At 28.8% G+C, this 21,032-nt stretch carries 16 protein-coding genes; 1 reads left to right on the top strand and 15 read right to left on the bottom strand.

Annotated features, from left to right (window positions below; translation table 11 throughout):
• Positions 1-4: 4 nt before the first annotated feature.
• The 9 genes from RSF37_RS06280 to RSF37_RS06240 form a co-directional block, all read right to left on the bottom strand.
• Positions 5-1,351 carry a WG repeat-containing protein gene (locus RSF37_RS06280; RefSeq protein ID WP_332563549.1) on the bottom strand — a complete coding sequence of 449 codons (1,347 nt, stop codon included), beginning with the start codon at positions 1,349-1,351 and terminating at the stop codon, positions 5-7.
• 140 nt (positions 1,352-1,491) lie between these two features.
• Positions 1,492-1,941 (bottom strand): C-GCAxxG-C-C family (seleno)protein, encoded by a 450-nt coding sequence (locus tag RSF37_RS06275; RefSeq protein ID WP_332563548.1) that lies wholly within the window; start codon positions 1,939-1,941, stop codon positions 1,492-1,494.
• Positions 1,942-2,057: 116 nt separating this feature from the next.
• Positions 2,058-4,640 (bottom strand): alpha-glucosidase, encoded by a 2,583-nt coding sequence (ygjK, locus tag RSF37_RS06270; RefSeq protein ID WP_332563547.1) that lies wholly within the window; start codon positions 4,638-4,640, stop codon positions 2,058-2,060.
• Positions 4,641-4,991: 351 nt separating this feature from the next.
• Positions 4,992-5,651, bottom strand: coding sequence for a Pr6Pr family membrane protein (locus tag RSF37_RS06265; protein WP_332563546.1), 660 nt, complete (start codon positions 5,649-5,651; stop codon positions 4,992-4,994).
• Positions 5,652-5,756: 105 nt separating this feature from the next.
• A complete protein-coding gene (locus tag RSF37_RS06260; RefSeq protein ID WP_332563545.1) occupies positions 5,757-6,452 on the bottom strand; it encodes an MgtC/SapB family protein in 696 nt (231 codons plus the stop codon).
• A gap of 120 nt (positions 6,453-6,572) precedes the next feature.
• On the bottom strand, positions 6,573-8,240 hold the full coding sequence (gene aspT / locus RSF37_RS06255) for an aspartate-alanine antiporter (protein WP_332563544.1): 1,668 nt from the start codon (positions 8,238-8,240) through the stop codon (positions 6,573-6,575).
• A 39-nt stretch (positions 8,241-8,279) separates the two neighbouring features.
• Positions 8,280-9,866 (bottom strand): bifunctional aspartate transaminase/aspartate 4-decarboxylase, encoded by a 1,587-nt coding sequence (locus RSF37_RS06250; protein WP_332563543.1) that lies wholly within the window; start codon positions 9,864-9,866, stop codon positions 8,280-8,282.
• A 453-nt stretch (positions 9,867-10,319) separates the two neighbouring features.
• Entirely contained in the window at positions 10,320-12,299 is a 1,980-nt protein-coding gene (gene uvrB / locus RSF37_RS06245) for an excinuclease ABC subunit UvrB (RefSeq protein ID WP_332563542.1), read from the bottom strand.
• Between the two features lie 1,272 nt (positions 12,300-13,571).
• The gene (locus RSF37_RS06240) at positions 13,572-14,321 is read right to left on the bottom strand and encodes a CPBP family intramembrane glutamic endopeptidase (RefSeq protein ID WP_332563541.1); all 750 of its coding nucleotides are present in this window, start codon (positions 14,319-14,321) and stop codon (positions 13,572-13,574) included.
• Positions 14,322-14,664: 343 nt separating this feature from the next.
• On the opposite strand from RSF37_RS06240, the gene RSF37_RS06235 reads away from it, so the two are divergent.
• Entirely contained in the window at positions 14,665-14,835 is a 171-nt protein-coding gene (locus RSF37_RS06235) for a hypothetical protein (protein ID WP_332563540.1), read from the top strand.
• 249 nt (positions 14,836-15,084) lie between these two features.
• Here RSF37_RS06235 and RSF37_RS06230 read toward each other — a convergent pair whose 3' ends face one another.
• From RSF37_RS06230 to RSF37_RS06205, 6 genes are all read right to left on the bottom strand, one after another.
• Positions 15,085-16,332, bottom strand: a complete 1,248-nt coding sequence (locus tag RSF37_RS06230; protein WP_332563539.1) for a S41 family peptidase — start codon at positions 16,330-16,332, stop codon at positions 15,085-15,087.
• A gap of 151 nt (positions 16,333-16,483) precedes the next feature.
• Entirely contained in the window at positions 16,484-17,374 is an 891-nt protein-coding gene (gene ftsX, locus RSF37_RS06225; RefSeq protein ID WP_332563565.1) for a permease-like cell division protein FtsX, read from the bottom strand.
• Positions 17,364-18,050: a cell division ATP-binding protein FtsE gene (gene ftsE / locus RSF37_RS06220; protein ID WP_332563564.1), complete on the bottom strand. Its 687-nt coding sequence runs from the start codon at positions 18,048-18,050 to the stop codon at positions 17,364-17,366. Before ftsE ends, ftsX begins: the two co-directional genes overlap by 11 nt.
• 157 nt (positions 18,051-18,207) lie before the next feature.
• The gene (locus RSF37_RS06215; protein WP_332563538.1) at positions 18,208-19,062 is read right to left on the bottom strand and encodes a YitT family protein; all 855 of its coding nucleotides are present in this window, start codon (positions 19,060-19,062) and stop codon (positions 18,208-18,210) included.
• Between the two features lie 59 nt (positions 19,063-19,121).
• Positions 19,122-19,967, bottom strand: a complete 846-nt coding sequence (locus RSF37_RS06210) for a YitT family protein (RefSeq protein ID WP_332563537.1) — start codon at positions 19,965-19,967, stop codon at positions 19,122-19,124.
• A 120-nt stretch (positions 19,968-20,087) separates the two neighbouring features.
• Positions 20,088-21,032, bottom strand: coding sequence for a transketolase family protein (locus tag RSF37_RS06205; protein WP_332563536.1), 945 nt, complete (start codon positions 21,030-21,032; stop codon positions 20,088-20,090).

Here is a 21,032-nt window from a genome sequence, read left to right as displayed (position 1 = left end):
ATTTCTAATATGCTCTCACTACTTTACCATCTGTATTTAAGTAATAATCTTCCCCATTATTTAATCGTATATTAATTACATTTTTATTATTAACTTTTCCAGTATAAATATATCTTTCATCATATTGATATTCAAAATATCCGAATACTTCTACTTCATCACTATATAGTAACTTCATATTTTTATCGTGAATATCTACTTTTTTACTGTAATCTCCATTGTCGTCTATTTCTTTAATAATAAAGTTTCCATTAACTACGTAATTCTTACCTTTATCTTTAGTAACTATTACGTCACCCTTCGTATTAATTATTTCTTCCATATCATAAGAGTATATAACTCTAATTAAATCCTCACTTTCAAAGTAAGCATCTTTTACATAGTCATCAAGCTCCACTATTTTATTACCTTTTATATCTACCATATAATTTTGTCCATTTTCACGTACAAAAAATGTTTCAAACTTACTATTTGAAGATATATTATCATATTTTGGCTTCAATATTATTTTACCTTTTTTATCAACTATGCCATATTTTGAGCTTCCTCTCTTTAATACTATTATTTTATTGTCTACAACATCTTCACTTTTATATTGGCTGCTAATATTTTTAATTTCATTTTTGTAATAGTCAAAAACTATTCCTGTTTCATCTATATATACTCCATCTCTATATTTATTACTTAAAAATTTCTTATCTAATATATTACCATTTCTATCGATTATTTTATCACCTGATAAAAATTTATGTGCTGTTGCAATTCCATCCACATAATCTGTTAAATCTGAATATATTGCTTTAACTACAACTTTACCTTTTGTATCTATTACTCCACTTTTTTTACCTATAGTAAATACTGCCCTTCCTTCTCTAAAATTATTACAATAGTCTATTCTTTCATCTACTTTAAATTCATTACCTTCAATATCAAGAACATAAAACTGATTATCTACTTTTGCTGTGGAGTATCCTCCAATAAAATCTCTTATCTCATCATATTTAAAATCAAAGATAGTCTTACCTTCAGCATCTATTACTCCAACTTTCCCATCTTTACTAGCTACAGCAACTCCACTTGAAAATTCATTTGCAAAATCATACTGTGGCTCAATCTTAACATTTAACCCTTCATCATAATAACCTGCATAATCCCCCTCTGAAAAACTATACAGTTTCTTATCACTATATTCTAACGGCTTAAACTCTTCTGGTTTTACTATTTCATCCGCTTCTTTAAATATCCCATTACCACTTATATAACTCGTTACAAGTATTGCTACCATTATAATAAGGCTTATTACTAAAGTAATAACTCCAATTAAAATAGTAGCCGCTTTACCATTTTTCAAATTAATCCCCCCACATATATTACTTCCCTATGATTAATTATATATTGAATTTAACTTTTTTACTATTTTTCCCTTTAATCTAAAAGGAAATAGGCTATTGTAAAATAATACAATAACCTATTTCCTTCATATAATATATATTAAAGTTCTTTTGATTCTCTAATTATTATCTTTGCAGCTTCTTCAGCCATATCACCTGTAAATCTTACGCATTGATTCATATGCTCTTTAGAACCTTTTTCCATTCCTTTAGTTAATATTCTGCAACATGTAAGTTTATTCATTTCAACGAATTTATCATGTAACTCTTTAGATAATTCCATTGTCTTTGCAACTTCTGAACCTTTAGCTTCACTTCTACCAAATATCATTCCTAGTGCCATAATTGCTCCAGCTAATGCTCCACAAGTACATCCAGCACGTCCAATTCCAACTGGAAATCCTGATGCAAGCTTTACAACATCATCACTTACTTCTGGCATGAACTCATCTTTTAATGTTTTAACTATAGCTTCTGAACAGAAGAAATCACCATTTCTATAATAATTTTCAGCTGTTTCTCTTATTTTCTTTATATCTCTATTTGTCATTTTAATCTCTCCTACTTTCATATGTATATAACATTCTATCATACTTTTTTATATTGAAATATAAAAAGAGCGTTAAAACAAATTTAACGCTCTTTAATAATATTATTTTCTCTTAACTACTTCTTTCTCTTTTTAATTAATACAATTCCAGATCCAATTGAAGCTAATGCTACAAGTCCTGCAAATCCGAAAGTATACCCTGTAGGTGGAATAGGCTTGCTATTATCTACATTTGGCTTATTATTGTTATTTCCAGAATTATTATCTGAATCTGGTTTGTTATCTGGTTCTGGCTTACTTGGTTTATTATTATCATCTGGATTAACATCTGGTTTATTATCTTCTTCTACATCAACTGTTGGAATAGCTATTCCAGTTTGAGATGTTGTATCTTTTGATGTTAATGTATTTTGATACATTAAGTAGTAAGCTGATGCTGACCAACTAAAGTTCTTAGTATGAAGTCCTGCCCCTGTTTCTGGATTATAATTTTCTCTTATAGGTCCATCACCCATTAATCCTTCTGCATTATTAAATAACTTTTTAGCCATTCTTTCTGCATCTTTATCAAATCCATAATTTTGAAGAGCTTCTACCCCATATAAAGCTTGATCCATCCAAACAGGTCCTCTCCAATATTTATCTGGATTATACTTGTCATTATCTTTTGATGCTGTTGGGAATGGTACAAAAGTATCAAATTTACCTGGATCAGTCATATTATCTTTAACCTTTTCAGCTTCCTCCTTTGTAGCCATTTTAGCCCATAAAGGAATCCAACCTTCAGTACCCTTTCCTCTTTCATCTAATACATTTTTCTTCTTTCCATCCTCGCTTATTTGAAGATCATAGAAGAATCCTGTCTTATCATCAAACATATTTTTACTTACGTATTCTCTTACATGATCTGCTTCCTTCTTGTACTTGTTAGAATCATTTGTTTTACCAAGTTCATCTGCCATTGATTTTAAGAAAGCTTTTTCAGCATAAAGATATGCATTTAAATCAGCAGATTCCTGATTAATTGAGTAACCAATAAGTTTTCCATTCTTATCTTTGTTCTCAAATACTTTTACTCCAACATCTTCACCGCCTGCTCCTTCTTTATCGAATCTAGTAGCATTATCCATACCACTTTCCCAAGCTGCAGCTAAGATTACTTCGTCCTCGTTATACATTGGATTTCCATCTTTATCTTTTACAATATTACCATTATCATCATATAGCCAATGTAAGTCATGAACCATTCCACCATATTCAGCTATACCATTTTTATCATGATCTCTATTTGTATACCACCAATTATGATAATCAACAAGCTTTGGATACATTTCCTTTAAGAAATCCTTATCCCCCGTTGCTTTATAAACATTCCAAACTGACCATGCTGCTAAAGCCGGCTTAGAATTTCTCTCATTCCAGTTGCCACCGTCGTCTCCTCTAGCTCCATCTTTGTTATAGAATATAGCATCAATTATTGCACCTTTATCTTGTGGTCTAAGATCATCATTTCCTTTTATTTGATAATCAAATAGTGCTCTAATATTATTTTGTGCAAGTTCTCCATTAAAGTTTGCTGTTGCAACTGCTTGCTTCCATGAATCCCAAGCCCACATTCCTATAAACCATTTGTATGACATTGAAGGTACTATTCCATCATGTTTAATAGCACCTGCTGCACTTCTCCAGTTAGTAGTTAAAGTCTCAATTGACTTAACTGCAGCATTTTTATACTCAGGATTTCTAGTGCTTTCAACTTTTTCAAAAGTCTTATCTAAATATTCTTGCCAACGTATATTATTTTCCTCAAACTGCTTATCTCCGTCTTTTATTAATTTATCTAATTTACTATTCTCTTTATTAAGTTCCTCTGTTGTAAATGTGTAACTCTGAGTTGAATATGTCTTAAAGTCGCCCTTAGGTTCAATCTTAACATTATCATTTAACTTAGTTTTATACTTTTTACCATCAACTTCTGTAGCTACATCACCATCATACTTTACAGTGAATTTTGTTTCCTCTGTGGAGAAGAAATTCCAAGTATCTCTTAAGTTAGAGAAGTTAACTTGAACTCCATCCTTTGTAGCATTTAAGCTTTGCTTTAAATCCATAGATTTATTGCCACTTGTATATTCTCCGAATATACTACCTGTCCACTCTATCCCTAAGTTTAATTCCTTTTCTGTTTTATTTTCAATTTCTGTTCTTATAAGCGCACTCCTATTTGATGCAAATATAAGCTCCATATTTAAATTAAAATCTTCCATTTCATATTTTTGAACTAATTTCCCTGGATAATAATCAAAACTTATTTTTTTAGCCTTAGTTAAATCATAAGCTTTATCAGTATCTCCATTTCTCACAATAATCTTACTTATTGTATCTGACATATTTACAGGATATTCTTCTCCAATTATTACTGGACCTGCAAATCCTCCATAAATATTTGTTGCTTCTTTATTTGGAAGGTAGTACCCATGCCAAGCTCCCATATCTGAAAAATTGTTATATTTGTTAGTTGAATATGATCCATATATTTCTGAGCTAGGATTTGCAGTTACGTTAAGTACATTCTTGAAATCAGAAACCTGATCACGCCTGTCCTTTGCAAGTGCATTTATCCCTCCTAAGTTCCCAGCAATTACAGTTGCTGCTAGTACAGTAGCTATAAGTGTTTTTTTACCAATTCTAAAAGCCATAAAATAGTTCCCCTCTCACATTTTATTTTATAATTAATTAGTCGCGACAACATTATTAACTTAAATCTTTTAAATTAGTTAGAATCAAAAAATACCCAAATCAAAGTCATTCTAATATTAAAAACACACTTAATAGACTAAAAAATTATTCTTTTAAGTGTACAATATAAGAATTAAATTTTGACTTAGGTATTGCCTCTTTCGAGTAACAATCCAATTATTAACTTGTATAATAATTCTTTACAATACAAATATTAACATGTAAAGGTTTTTAATTCAATATGTTTTTTCATTTTTTCTAATATATTATTAAAAAAAGTATTATACTTCTGTATAATACTTTAAAAATCTCTAACTAAATTCAAGTGTTTCATTAGTATTTCTTGCAATACCGAATTTAAAAAATATCTTATCTATTAATACTATAATAAAAGATAACCCTATAAATGCAATAATAAGATATACTAAATAGTTTAAAAATCCACCGATAGTAATACTGTTTAAATCTAAAAATGGATATGGATATACTCCTATTATTTTTCCAATTATAAGTGCTACAAATAAATATATTATAGGAAATATAACCCAAACTTTAATATCTTTATATTTATATTTTCCCTTTTCACCAAAAATAATCCAATCTGCTACAAAAGCAACTGGTGCAAATCCATGAAGTATATAACTTTCTATCTTTGCAATTCCTTCTTGATTCCAAGCATTATTTAACACTAAGAAAAATACAATGCCTGCAACTATTATATAAAGAGTTATTGCACCCCTTATACTTCTTTTATTTAAAAATTTTATTCTTCTATTTAATAATGAATTATTAAATAACCATAGCATTACTAATATGTTGCTATATTCTGTAAAATATGAAAAATATCCAAGAATCCTTCCACAATAACTTTGTATTTCAGGTGCTGTAACTTGTCCTACAAACGATATAATAAGTGCTGCTAATATTAATATTCCAGCAAATCCTCTCCAAATCTTTTTACTAATGTTCATTAAATCACCTTTCTCTTACGTAAACTTTACTTGTAAGATTATAAATGAAAATACTTTGATTATCAAAATATTTTTAATGAAAATTTTATTAATTATTATTTCTACTTAATCAATCTTCGTTGCTTTCAAAACACTTTTATTACTTACTAATAGACTAATAAGCTCATTTGATCCTATCGTCTGGGGTGCAACTAAAGTATATATGCATTCTTTATTATCTAATGAATCATCATTAAAAAATTCAATATTTCTAATAATTATTTCGTCCTCTTCAAGGCAATCATTAATATCCTTTATAACATCGCCCTTATCTTTAAATACAATTTTATACTTAACAACATCACGTTTATTTATAAACCTATCTTCAAACTTCTTTAATAATACAAGTGCTACAACTATACTTATTCCACTTAATATACTTATTGTATAAAATCCCATTCCTATAGCAATTCCAACGCAAGCTACTGCCCATATTGATGCTGCTGTAGTCAATCCTTTTACAGAAGCTTTAGTTCTTATTATTGTACCCGCTCCAAGAAAACCTACTCCTGATATAACTTGACATATAACTCTTCCACCATCTATTTTTAATACATTTCCAAGTTCAGGTGTCTTTAATATTTCACTAACTGCATAATATCCAAGCTCTACTTGAATTAAAGCTGCCACTGTTGCACCTAAGCAAACAAGTACGTGAGTCCTAAATCCAGCTGGTCTATTTTCATATTGCCTATTATATCCTACTGCACCTCCTATTAATATTGCTAATGCTATCCTTATTGCTACATCATAAACATCCATTGAACACCTCTAATTTTTATTTCTTTAATATATTAATATTAAAAAAGACTGCTTCAAATAACTTTATAGAAAAATCTAAAAGATTTTTCTTATTATTGAAACAGCCTTTTTATATATGAACTATCTTACAAACAACAACCCTATTGTAAGTGGCCCCATTATTGTAATTAAAATATTACCTACTGCATAAGATGGGGTGTAACTTAATGCAAATATACTACTACCATTTTCTTCAGTAATGGCATTTAAAGCAGCAGTAATTGTACCAGCTCCACACAAGGAACCTATTATATCTACTGGTTCTAACTTTAAAGCATATTTTCCAAAGTATAATGATAGAACATGTGGTACTAATGATACTAGTATACCTATTAGTAATATTGCCCATCCCATAGATTTAAGTGCAGGAACAAAAGCAGCTCCAGCTTGTAATCCAACAATAGCAATAAATAAATTCAATCCTACACTCTTTAAGAACCAACGTGTTGGAGCTGGTATTTGACCAAAGTGTGGATGTTTATTTTGGTACCATCCAAATAGTAAACCTGAGAATAATGCTCCACCACCACTACCAAGTGTTAATGGCACATTATGTATTGTTAATGCTAATGCTCCAAACAGTACACCAGCTACAATACCAAATGTTAAGTAACTAACATCTGTTTCACTTCCTGTATCTTTTACATATCCAAATTCTTTTATTATTTTAGATAATGCATGTTTAGGTCCAACAATTGTTAGTATATCACCATTCTTCATTTCAGTTTCATCTTCAATTGTCTTACCATTTCTTTGAACTGATACTAACATTATATTGTTGTTGTATAAGTCAGTTAAATTTTTTATATTAAATTCTTTAGTTAACATAATTTCTGATCTTTGTAATATAACATTTCTATACTTTTCATCAGAAGTTTCAGTTAAATTAGAACTTGAGGCTTCAATCATTTCTGTTAAAGTACCTATTATTGTAATGTAATCACCTGAATTAATAACTGTACTTTGATTAAAATTAACTTCTTCACCACTTCTAAACACCTTTTCAAATGTTAATTTATTTTTGAAGTTCTTTTCTATTTCTGAAATAGTTTTTCCAATATATTGTGATCCATCATTAACTGAGAATGAACGAATTTTTATATTACTCATTATACTTGAATCATCTGTATTATCACCTTTAAAGTGAATTTTTTCAATCATTCTCTTTGTTTCTTGTTTTAAATTTACTCCTAAAAGCATTGGAGCAATATTTTTTAAGAATATAAGTATACCAACTGTTCCAAAAACATATGTTATTGCATATGCAATTGCAACTTTGGATTCCATTGCTGTCTTTTCAATAGCTGAAATATCAAGTCCATTAATTGCTGAAGCTGATGTCCCTATAACTGCTGATTGTGTAAGTGATCCTGCAATTATTCCAGCACCTTCTCCTGCACTAACATGGAATATTTTAAAGCAAATCATTGCAACTGCAAAAGCTACAACACTGAAAAATACTGCATGTATTACTAGTTTTATACCTGACTTTTTCAAACTATTTATAAATGCTGGTCCAACTTCATAACCTATTGTGAATATGAAGAAACTAAAAAATATGTTTTTTACAATTGGGGATACGTTGAAGAGCCCAAATTGGCCTATAATTAGACCAATTATAAGGGTTCCAACGGTTGATCCTAAACTGAAAGACTTATATTTTAATTTTCCAACTAAATATCCAAGTGCTAAACAAATAAATATTGCAACACTAGGATTTTTTTGTAAGAAATCAATAACTACTCTCATAACAAAAACCACCCTCTGATTTTATTTATACATTAAAACTTATTTTTGAGTCTTATATTTATTGTAGTACTCTGATAATAATTCTAAGACTTGTTTTGCAATTTTACTGTATGCCTCATCAGGTAAATTAGCTTGAGATACACGTAAAGTACCAGGTGTTGCACCAAATCCTACACCTTCCATAAGTACTACACCATTCTTTTCTGCTAAACTTAATAAGAAATCAATTGGCTCAAAATTATCTTTTAAGTATTCAGTAAACTTATCATCATATAAGCTACTAGCTAATTCATATATATCTATTAAAGAATAGTACTTAGCATTTTCTCTACTATCATCTTGTTTTACTCCAAGTGTCTTAAATAAATCATGATATCTTGAAGCAACTAGCTCTTTAGAACTTTCTATATATGGATCTTTTTCTCCAGATGTTAAATCACTTAATGCAAATAAAGCCATTTGTATTTGTTGAGGTGTTGATAAACCTGAAGTATGGTAAAGTCCAACTGAACGACTATCAGCAACTAATCTATCAATGAATTTCATTTTACGTGGTTCTAATGTAACAAGTCCATATCTCTTATCAAGATCATCTAACTTGTCTTCAGGTAATTTTGAAATTAAATCATCAAATACATTCTTTTCATTTGCTGCAATTAAACCAATTCTCCATCCTGTTGCACCATATAGTTTTGAGAATGAATATACAAGCAAAGTATTATATGGAGCTACTGCATATATTGTTTGGAATCCATTTACGAATGTTCCATAAACATCATCTGTAATTATAATTAAATCTTTACGAGTTTTAACTATTTTACTTATTTCATCAAGAGCTTGCTTATCTAACGCTTTTGATCCTGGATTTGATGGATTTACAAAGAATAAAGCTTTAATATCTTTATCATTTAACTTGTCTAATTCATCTGGTGCTATAACCCAGTTATTTTCTTCTTTTGATCTTAAATCTATTTCTACCATTTCATAGTCTTGTAATTCTGGTATTTGTAAATATGGAGTAAATATCGGTGTATTTATAGCAATCTTATCACCTGCTTTAATTAATCCATTTTCTTTTAATGAATTGAATATATAACATATTGCTGCTGTTCCACCTTCTGTTGGAAATACTGAAGTTTTACATGCAAGGTCAACCCCATTATATAATTCTTTTTGTAGATACATATTTAAAATCTTTTCTGTATTTACTAAACATCGGCTTGGAACAGGGTAGTTATTTGCAATTGCACCATCAACAAATTCTTTAACAAGTTCATCCTTATTCATTTTCAAAGTATCTACACAATAACTTATAGCACTTCTTATAAATTCATCTATTTCATGTGTTCCGTCTAAAAACAAATCAAATCTTTCACTAATTTTATCTAATGTTGTATAACCAGCTAAGTTTCCTTTATGCATTGTTCTTCTTGATTCTAGCACTCCAAATTCAACTATTCTTGCAAGTGCTAATCTTCCTTGAGTGTTTACCCAATTAGGATTTCCTCTTCCTGCATTTAAAAAGGCATTATGCTTTTCATTATTTTGAGCGAGCTTTAACATCTTACTACTAATTTCAAAAGCTCCAAGCCCTTCTAATTCTTTTTCAAATTGTTTTGTAATCATGAATATCACTCCTTATTAGTAATTTTCACAATATAACTAATATCCACATTTCAGTTCTTCTCTTTGAAATACATATATTAAACATATTGCTTAAATCTTATGTTAGTCTAATTACTATTTTTTAAAAGAAGTTAATTATACACTTTTTGCAATTTATGTATCAATTTATAATAAATATTGCAATATTTCCATCTTAATTATGTAACCAGTTTCAATTTAAACCTACTTTTAATCATTTATTGTATTTTTTCCATTTTTTTGTTTATATTTTGTGACTGCTTAAAACATCGTTAATATAACTCTCCTTTAAAAGGCTTTCCTCCTTATACCTATGCCTTTCATCATTCTCTAAATTTTGTTAACAAATAAGTGTTATCCACAAATACACACTATTTATTCACAGAAAAATAAGGTTACTCACTTTTAACTGTGAGTAACCTTATTAATATTTTTTTACTTTTTATTTTTAAGATTTTCTATTATATCTCTAAGTTCTGCTGCTCTTTCAAACTGAAGATTTTTAGCTGCATCTAACATTTCGTCTGTATATTCTTTAATTAATTTTTCTCTTTCTTTCTTATTCATCTTCTTAGGCATTGAATCTATATCATATTTAGTTTCCTCTTCAGCTACTTTAGTAGCTTCAATTACTTCTCTTACATCTTTAATAATTGTTTGAGGAACCATATTATGCTCTTCATTATACTCTTCTTGAATAGCTCTTCTTCTTTCTGTTTCACTTATAGCTCTTTCCATAGATCCAGTTATTCTGTCTGCATACATTATAACTTTACTTTCTGAGTTTCTAGCTGCTCTTCCTATTGTTTGAACTAATGAAGTTTCAGATCTTAAAAATCCTTCTTTATCAGCATCAAGAATTGCAACAAGTGCAACTTCTGGAATATCAAGACCTTCTCTTAATAGATTGATTCCAACTAGAACATCAAACTTACCAAGTCTTAAATCCCTTATAATCTTCATTCTCTCAATTGTATCAATGTCAGAGTGCATATAAGTTGCCTTTATTCCAAGTTCAGTTAAGTACTTTGTTAAATCTTCTGCCATCTTCTTTGTTAATGTTGTAATAAGAGTTCTAAATCCAGCCTTTGTAGTTTTACCTATTTCTCCATATAAATCATCAATTTGACCATCAACTGGTCTTATAATAATATTCGGGTCTAATAGACCTGTTGGTCTAATTATTTGTTCTGCTATAACTTTAGCATGTTCCGCTTCATACTTAGCTGGAGTTGCACTTACGAATACAACTTGATTTATCTTTTTTTCAAACTCTTCAAACTTTAATGGTCTATTATCATAAGCACAAGGAAGTCTAAATCCATATTCAACTAATGAATCTTTTCTTGATCTGTCACCAGCATACATAGCTCTAACTTGAGGAAGTGTAACGTGACTTTCATCAATGAACATTAAATATTCATCTTTTGGGAAGTAATCAAGAAGTGTCTTAGGTGGTGTACCGGGTGCTCTTCCATCTAATATTCTTGAATAATTTTCAATACCACTACAATATCCCATCTCTCTTATCATCTCAATATCAAAGTTAGTTCTCTGTCTTATTCTTTGAGCTTCTAATAATTTATCTTGAGCATTAAGTTCTCTAAGTCTTTCTTCAAGTTCTTCCTCTATTACAGAAATAGATTTCTCTAATACTTCCTTTGAAGCAGCAAAGTGAGATGCTGGATAAATTTGAGCATGACTTCTTTCACCTAATATCTTTCCTGTTAAAACATCAAACTCTCTTATTCTTTCAATTTCATCCCCAAAGAATTCTACTCTTATTCCTTGGTTTGAAGATGATGCTGGAATAATATCTAAGGAATCTCCTCTTACTCTAAATGTTCCTCTTGAGAAATCAATGTCATTTCTTTCATATTGAATTTCTATAAGCTTTTTAATAATCTCATCTCTATCTTTTTGCATTCCCGTTCTAAGACTTATTGTAAGTTTCTTATACTCATCTGGATTACCAAGACCGTATATACAAGATACGGATGCTACTATTATTACATCTTTTCTTTCAAAAAGTGCTGATGTGGCTGAGTGACGTAATTTATCAATCTCATCATTAATGGATGCATCCTTTTCTATAAATGTATCTGTTTGTGGTACATAAGCTTCTGGTTGATAATAATCATAATAAGAAACAAAGTACTCTACTATACTGTATGGAAAGAACTCTTTAAACTCTGCACATAACTGCGCTGCTAAAGTTTTGTTATGTGCCAGCACTATTGTTGGCTTCTGAGTTCTCTCTATTATGTTAGCCATTGTAAAAGTCTTTCCTGATCCAGTTACACCTAATAATGTCTGAAATTCATTTCCGTCTTCTAATGACTTTACTAATTTATCTATAGCCTGTGGTTGATCACCCATTGGCTTAAATTTTGATTTTATTTTAAAATCTCCCATAAATTCACCTCAATTCAATTGTTCTAATACTTATTATTTATACATTAGTCTAAATTAATTGAATTTGCAACTAGTAATCAGGCTAATTTTTATTTCTATAAGCAATTAAATCTATAATTATTAATGTATATAAATGTACATTAAGTAAATAATTTGTATATTTTAGCAAAACTCTTACAAATAGACTTGATTTTTTTGTATAATCTTTATGTTATAAAATTATATTTTAAGCAAAATTCAACCTTGCTGAAAAAAATAGATTTTGTATAAATTAAAAGTATTTGAACTTGATACTACCTAAAGGAGATATTATGATTAATCAAAACTTCAAACTAAAAATTCAATCTTTATCGAGCTTTAAATTTATAATTTTTTCTTTTTTTATTGCTTTTATTTATTTAGCTTATAACTTATTATTAGGTTTATTATTTAATACTTCTAGTTCATCTTCATTAATAATATTAAATTCTTTACCGCTAATCTTTTATTCTATTTTTTGGGCACCGTTTATAGAAACATTTATTTTTCAATTTATTATAATTAAGATTTCTAAAAAAACTATTCAAAAACTATTTTTGAGGTATCCTAATTTCAGCATTAATTTTCAATATATCTCATAATTTCTCATTATGGGATCATATTGCTTTTATACCAATTTCCTTATTCTTCCCATATATTTTTTATGTATATGATGAAGTTGATAAAAACCCGATTCTAAGATTAACTTTTATTCATTTTTTAATAAATTTAGTTTTAATATTATTTTGTAAATTATTCTAAATAAAAATATTAACTATATTGAGAATTATTGAAAGGAGTATTTTATGATTTTTATTTCCTCATTTTTTTGTATATTAAATTTGATTTTAATGTATTTCAGTGAATTTAATACCTTATATTATATAGCGTTTTTTGAAGGATTATTTTTACTTTTGCTTTTATTTAAATTATCAACTAATAATATTTTTTACCCATTCAAAAAAAATGTATTTATCCATTTAAATAGCCTAAAATATATAAAATTTTATTTGATTATTTCATCCTTAATTTTTTTAATATCATCACCTTTATATGTTTTTAATATTATTTCTGAAGATACAAGCTTATTTATTTTAGGCGCAATTCCAGTATTACTTTCTGGACTTATATTTAGTAAATTCAGAAACTATAAGAAATCCGATAAAATATAGATACTTAAAATAAAGCTATCACTAACTGATAAAAATCTGTTAGCGATAGCTTCATTTATATATATAATAATATTACTAATAACTAAGTCCTATGTTTTTTTATTATTTTCACTATTATTATTATATATGGAATAACGAAAATTAATGTTATTATTTGTTCTAGTCTTGTATTCATAAGTATATCTTTACCCTGACATAAATAAACCATCATATTATTTAAAGAATGCATTATTATTGGCGCTAATAACGATTTAGTATATATATATATTATTCCAAAGGATATACCAAGTATAAATGTATATATTTTTTGTTCTGTATTAGAATGAAGTATCCCAAATATAAAAGCCTGCGCAATTAACGCAATCTTTATATTATAACTCCTTAATAATTTTGAAAATATTAATCCTCTAAATATTATCTCTTCAATTATTGGTATTATTATAGAATCAATAATTACGCCCAACATTGTTACATCTAATAAAGTTGTGTTTAAATTAGGTATATATATATTAAATATTTTAACTATATTTATTGATACCGATGTACTTACAATGCTTGTTAATATAAAGAAAATAAGAATCAAAATTACTATCTTAAAACTAATTTTATTTACAGAAAACCTTTTTAATAAACCGCTCCAATTATCTCTATAATGATATTTTAAAGATAATATTATAAAAATTAACACAAAAATTGTTTGAAAAAATGTTGCAATATTCTTTTCTTTAATTAATACACAAAAAATTAATCCAATTATATTTGAACCTATATATAGAACTGCAACTTTAAATAAAAATTTTATAGCATCTAAAAATTTGCTAATTTTTCTCACTCCTTTAAAAAAATACTATATTTATATCATACTATAAATATATATATATTGTAATTTTTTCAATTATATTATATTTTTCTGCAAAATTATGTTATAATTTGTTTGTAATTTATTTGAAAAAAAGGAGGTTATTAATAATGAACGAAATATCAAAAAATGAATTAGAAAATTTAAATGGTGGAAATTGGCCTGGAAAAATTGGATAATGGTGGGGAGATTTAGGCGCAAGAATGAAAGCTGCCGCTACTAATACAGCAGAAAGATATACTAGAAACGAAACTGGCCTAACTCATGAAGAGTATGTAAAAATGTTTGGTAATTAAATATAAGGGGGAAATTTATAATGAATAATTTTACTACTATAAACAATAAAGAACTTTCAGAAATCAATGCTGGAAAAGGCATATTCGGATGGCTTGGAAAATTAAGTAGTGCATTTGATATAATTGATGACTATGAAGATGGTTATTCAAAAGGTGCTTCTAATTACGATAAATATAGATTACATAACTAATAACTATGTATAACTCATAAAATATTAATTAAAAAGAACTTTATTCCCTTTTATTCTTATATATACTATAATTATTCAATAAAATTCTATCAATTTTCTCTAAAATCATATTATTAAACTTATACCTTATAAGATTTACTCTTTTATACTAAAAAACTTCCATTAACATATAATTGGCAATAAAATACAAAAAGCTAATCTCTGCTTAATACAGAAATTAGCTTTTAAATATTCTAATCACTTTTTAAATTATTTATTTATCTTACTATTCATAACTTCCATAGCTTTTTTAAGTTGTGCATCATTATTTCTATCGTATGGTTTTGCCATTACTTCTTTTGGAATTTCAACTTCGTAATCTGGTTTAATTCCTTTATGATGAATATTCTCTCCATTTGGTGTGTAATACTTTGAAATAGTTACTTTTAAAGCTCCACCATCTTTAAACTCTACTGGCGCTTGAACTATACCTTTTCCAAAAGTATTTGTACCAACTATAGTTGCAACTTTATAATCTCTTAAAGCTCCTGTTACAACTTCTGAAGCACTTGCACTTCCTGAATCAACAAGTACAACTAATGGCATTCCTTCTGCAATACCACCTTCTGATACTTCTTCCACTCTCTTATCATACTTATCAACAGTATAAGTTATAAGTTTACCTTTCGGAATGAATTGTGATGCTACACCAACAGCTTCTTTAAGATATCCGCCTGGATTTCCTCTTAAATCAAGTATTAACCCTTTCATTCCTTTAGACTTTAAGGCTTCTATCTCTTTCTTAAGATCATCTGTAACTCCAGCATTAAATGATGTTATTTGAATATATCCTGTATTATCTTTAAGCATCTCGCCCTTTACAGATTCTGTTTTAATAACATCTCTTGTAACTTTAACATCAAAAGGTGCTTTACCGTTTCTTTCTATAGTTAATGTTACTTCTTCTTTCTTCTTACCACTTATAAGTGATGTTGCTTTTTCAACATCAGCTCCAACTTTTTCTCCATTTACAGCAATAATTACATCGTCACTTTTAAGCCCTGCCTTTGCAGCTGGTGAACCATCAACAGGTGCTATTACTGTAACTTTACCATTTTTAACTCCAACATAAACTCCAATACCCATGTATTCTCCAGAGTTCTGTTCATTAAATTTATCAAATTCAGCCTTATTCATATAAGTTGTGTATGGATCACCTAATGAATTAGTCATACCTTTAATTGCACCCTCTAATAAAACCTCATCATCAACTTCTCCATCATAATTTTTTATTAAAGCTGATCTCACTTCAAATAATTCCTTATACTTATCTATATCATTTATTTCCTTAAAAGTATTTTGAACCTTTGAATTAGTCTTTGTCAGAATTACTCCTTTAGTTGCTAAAATATTACCAACAAAAAAGCTTCCTGCACATAAACAAATAACAACAAATATACTACCAATAATATATATAAATTTCTTGTTACTTTGATTATTCCCTTTGTGATTATCCAAACTTTCACACCATCCTCTCTACTCTCAATGTATATTGTGCCTATACATAGTATATATTATAGGAATAAAAATATCCATATTAAACCAAAATCAGTAGGAAATATATTCCTACTGATCTTTATACATATATTATATTCAAATTTACATAGTTTTATACTATTAAGAATTTTCTTAGTGCAGCGTAACTTGCTACTCCACCAACTACTAAGCCACCTATAGCAAATTGCCATAATAATGCTGTTCCTACATAACTTACATTTATTAGTGATACGTATAGCATCTTACTTGCAATCCAACTAACAAATCCCTTGTATGCAAAGAATACTAGCGCTGTTGATAAAACAGACCCTACAAGACCTATTATCATACCTTCAATAATGAAAGGCCATCTAATAAACCAGTCTGTTGCTCCAACAAACTTCATTATTCCAACTTCTCTTCTTCTTGAGTAAACTGTTAGTTTTGTTGTATTCATTATTAAGAATACTGCAACTCCAACTAGTATTACAAATAATACTGCTCCTATTACTTTAACACCATTTACTACTTTAGTAATTGTATTTATTAAATCTTGTTGGTTACCTATACTCTCTACTCCTGGCAGATCTTTAACTCCATTAGTAACAGCTTCCGCATCCTTCGGATCTGTTAATTTTACGATAAATGATGCTGGGAATGGATTCTTTTCTAGGCTATAACCTTCTAATAATCCTTTATTGTCTTTTGTGCTATCTTCAAAGCTTGTGAAAGCTTGTTCTTTTGATTCATACTGAACTTCTTTAACACCTGGAAGCTCATGTAATTTTATTTCAACTTCTCTTTGCTCTATTAATTTGATGTCGTCTTTTAAGAAAACCTTAAGTTCAACTTTTGATTGAACATCATTTAATGCTAATCCTACATTTTTAGTTATAAGTACAAATATACCTAATACGAAAAACGTAATTATAACAGTAATTATTGAAGCAAAACAAATAGTTTTATTTCTTCTTAAACTTTTAAAGGCATCAGATATAAAATGATTAACTGTATTAATTTTCATCATTGTACCTACCTTTCTTTTCATCTCTTACAACTTCTCCTCTTTCCATAGCAATAACTCTCTTCTTCATGTCATTAACTATATCTTGAGCATGTGTTGCCATAAGAATTGTTGTTCCAGCTTTATTAATATCATCTAGTAATTCCATTATTTCATTTGCTGTATCTGGGTCTAAGTTACCTGTAGGCTCATCAGCAATTAAAACAGATGGATTGTTAACTATCGCTCTTGCAAGTGATACTCTTTGCTGCTCTCCACCTGATAATTCATGTGGGAACATCTTATACTTATGTGATAATCCAACTAGTGATAACACCATTGGAACTCTTCTTCTTATATCTTTAGGTGAAGCTTCTACTACTTTCATAGCAAATGCTACATTTTCATATACATTTAAATTTGGTATTAATCTAAAATCTTGATATACCATCCCTATCTTTCTTCTGTAATAAGGTGTTTGTTTTCTCTTTATGTCAGCTAAATTCTTGTCTGCAACAATAATTTCTCCTGAAGTTGGATCTACCTCTTTTAGCAACATTTTTATAAATGTTGACTTACCAGCTCCTGATGCACCAACTAGAAACACGAATTCTCCCGCTTCTATGTCTACACTTACATCTGATAGAGCTTTTACATTATTATCATAAATCTTAGATACATTCTTAAATTCTATCATCATCTAAACACTCCTTATAGATTTGGACTAACTCCATAAACCCCTTGTCCATCGTACGTAATCATTATATCATATGTATTCGACCATATAATATAAGATTTTATTAAGTTTTTAATTTTATTACTAAATTTTCATATTTGTCGAATTTTACTGTGAATTATGAACTTTTAAGTTCATTGAATCCTTCACCTAATACTTCGTGAACTTCTCCTACAGTAATAAATGCACTACTGTCTACATCTCTTATATGATTTTTAAGTTTAATAAACTCATTTCTATTTAGTACTGTGTATATAATATAGTTTTCTGATTTAGAAAAACCTCCAACACCTTTTAAGCAAGTGCAGCCTCTCTCTAAATCCTCTAATATATATTTCATTATAGGTTCTGTCTTTTTACTTATTATAATTACTTGCTTACATACATTGAAACCTTCTATAAATTTATCAACAGTAACACCTAATATAATTACACTAAGCATTGCGTAGAATCCTAAGTCAATTCCAAATACATAAGCACCAGCAAGAGTTATAACAAAATCTACAATTAATAAACCTTTACCAATATCAATATGAATGAACTTATTTAAAATTTTTGCTAGAATATCTGTTCCTCCTGTTGAGGAATTATTGTTAAATACTAATGCCATTCCAAATGCAGAAATAAGTGTTCCAAATATAGTAGCTATCATCAAGTCTGTAGTTACTGCAAAAGGATTAAAGAATTTCTCAATAAACCACATTATTGCAGACAACATTAGACTTGCATATATAGTCCTTCCTCCAAAATTACCATCAATAAATATAAATGCTACTGCAAATAAAATTATATTTATTATAAGTGTTATAATACCAACACCTAATACTGGGAAGAAATCATTTATAACAATTGCAAGACCAGTTACCCCTCCAGCTGCTAATTCATTTGGTGCAAAGAAGTATTCTACAGATATAGCAACTAGAATAATTCCAAATGTTATAATAGAATACTCTTTCAAATTTTTCTTATTCATATAACCACCTCTCCTTACTCTTAGTTATTATAATAATAGCTTTCCTATTTATTATTATACTATTCTATATCTCCAAACCCTTTACCAAGCACATCATGTGCATCACTTACAATAACAAAGGCTTCTGGTTCGTTATCTTTTATGAACTTTCTAACTTTCATAAGTTGTGATCTTCCAAGAACACAATAAATTGCTCTCTTTTCATCACTTGTATAACCACCCTCGCCTTTGAAAATTGTACACCCTCTATCTATATCTTCTATTATGTATCTTTTTAACTTATCTACCTTTTCTGTAAATATTATAACTTGATGACATGTATTAAAACCTGATATAACTTTATCTATAACGATTCCATTTAAAAGTACACATATACAAGCATATATTCCTTTTTCAACTCCGAATGTAATTCCACTAAATATGACAACTAAAATATCAACCATTTGCATTCCTTTTCCCATATCTATATGAAAAAATTTATTTAGTATTTTTGCTATTATATCAGTTCCTCCAGTTGATGCATTTTGGGTAAATACAATTCCAAGACCTAGTCCTAGAAGTATACTTCCTGCAATTGTTGCAAGCATTGGATTATTCGGAATTCCAACTGGTTTAATAAAAGCTTCTGAGAACCAATTTAAAAATGACAACCCCATTGCTGCATAAATAGTTTTCCCTCCAAAGTTTCTTCCTATAAATATAAACGCTACTATAAACAAGAATACATTCATTATCGCCATTAGAATCCCAAGATTAGCACCTGGTATATAATTGTTTACTACTAATGCTATTCCTGTAACGCCTCCACCAGTTATACTATTTGGAACATAAAAATACTGAATAGCAATAGCAACAAGTATTATTCCAATAGTAATTATTCCATACTCTTTAATTTTCCCTTTCATTTACCCCTCCTATTTAATCTTTTATTTTTCTTTTATAACCCTTAATATTTCTATACATAAAAAATAACAGTATAGTATCCCTACTATACTGTTATATCATATTTATAACAAATTTTGTTATTATTTTTTACAATTAACTGCTTTTTTAGCTTTTTCAGCAATATTCTTAGCTGTTAAACCATAAGCTACTAATAATTCATTTGGCTTTCCGCTTTCTCCAAATGTGTCTTGTACTCCAACTTTTAATACTGGTACAGGACATTCTTCAGTAACAACTTCAGCAACTGCTGATCCAAGTCCACCAATAACACTATGTTCTTCTGCAGTAACAATAGCTCCAGTTTCCTTTGCAGCATTTATTAATATTTCTCTATCAATTGGCTTAATTGTATGGATGTTTATTACTCTAGCATTTATACCTTCTTTAGCTAACATTTCTGCTGCTTCTAAAGCTAATTCTACCATTATTCCAGTAGCAACTATTGTAACATCAGTTCCTTCTTTTAAAGTAATACCTTTTCCAAGTTCGAACTTGTAAGTTGCAGCATCATTTATATTGTTAACTGCAAGTCTTCCAAGTCTTACGTAGCAAGGTCCATCTAATTGTGCAATTGCTTTTATAACCGCATCAGTTTCAACACCATCTGCTGGATTTATTACTGTCATATTTGGAATACTTCTCATTAATGAAATATCTTCGATTGCTTGGTGAGATGCTCCATCTTCCCCAACTGTTAATCCAGCATGTGTAGCACATACTTTAACATTTAATCTTGGGTAGCAAATTGAGTTTCTTATTTGTTCAAATGCTCTACCTGCTGCAAACATTGCAAATGTACTTACGAAAGGAATTTTTCCACAAGTTGAAAGACCTGCTGCAACTCCCATCATATTACCTTCAGCAATTCCCATGTTGAAGAATCTTTCTGGTGCAACTGCTTTAAAATCTGCAGTTTTTGTTGATTTTGAAAGGTCAGCATCTAAAACAACTATGTTTTCATTCATTGATGCTAAATCTTTTAACGCTTTTCCGTATGCTTCTCTTGTAGCCATCTTATTACTCAT

The organism is Clostridium sp. (genome assembly GCF_036643715.1).
GTDB lineage: Bacteria > Bacillota > Clostridia > Clostridiales > Clostridiaceae > Clostridium.
Note: the sequence above shows the minus strand (reverse complement) of the source record. Positions and strands in the feature narration are given on the sequence as shown.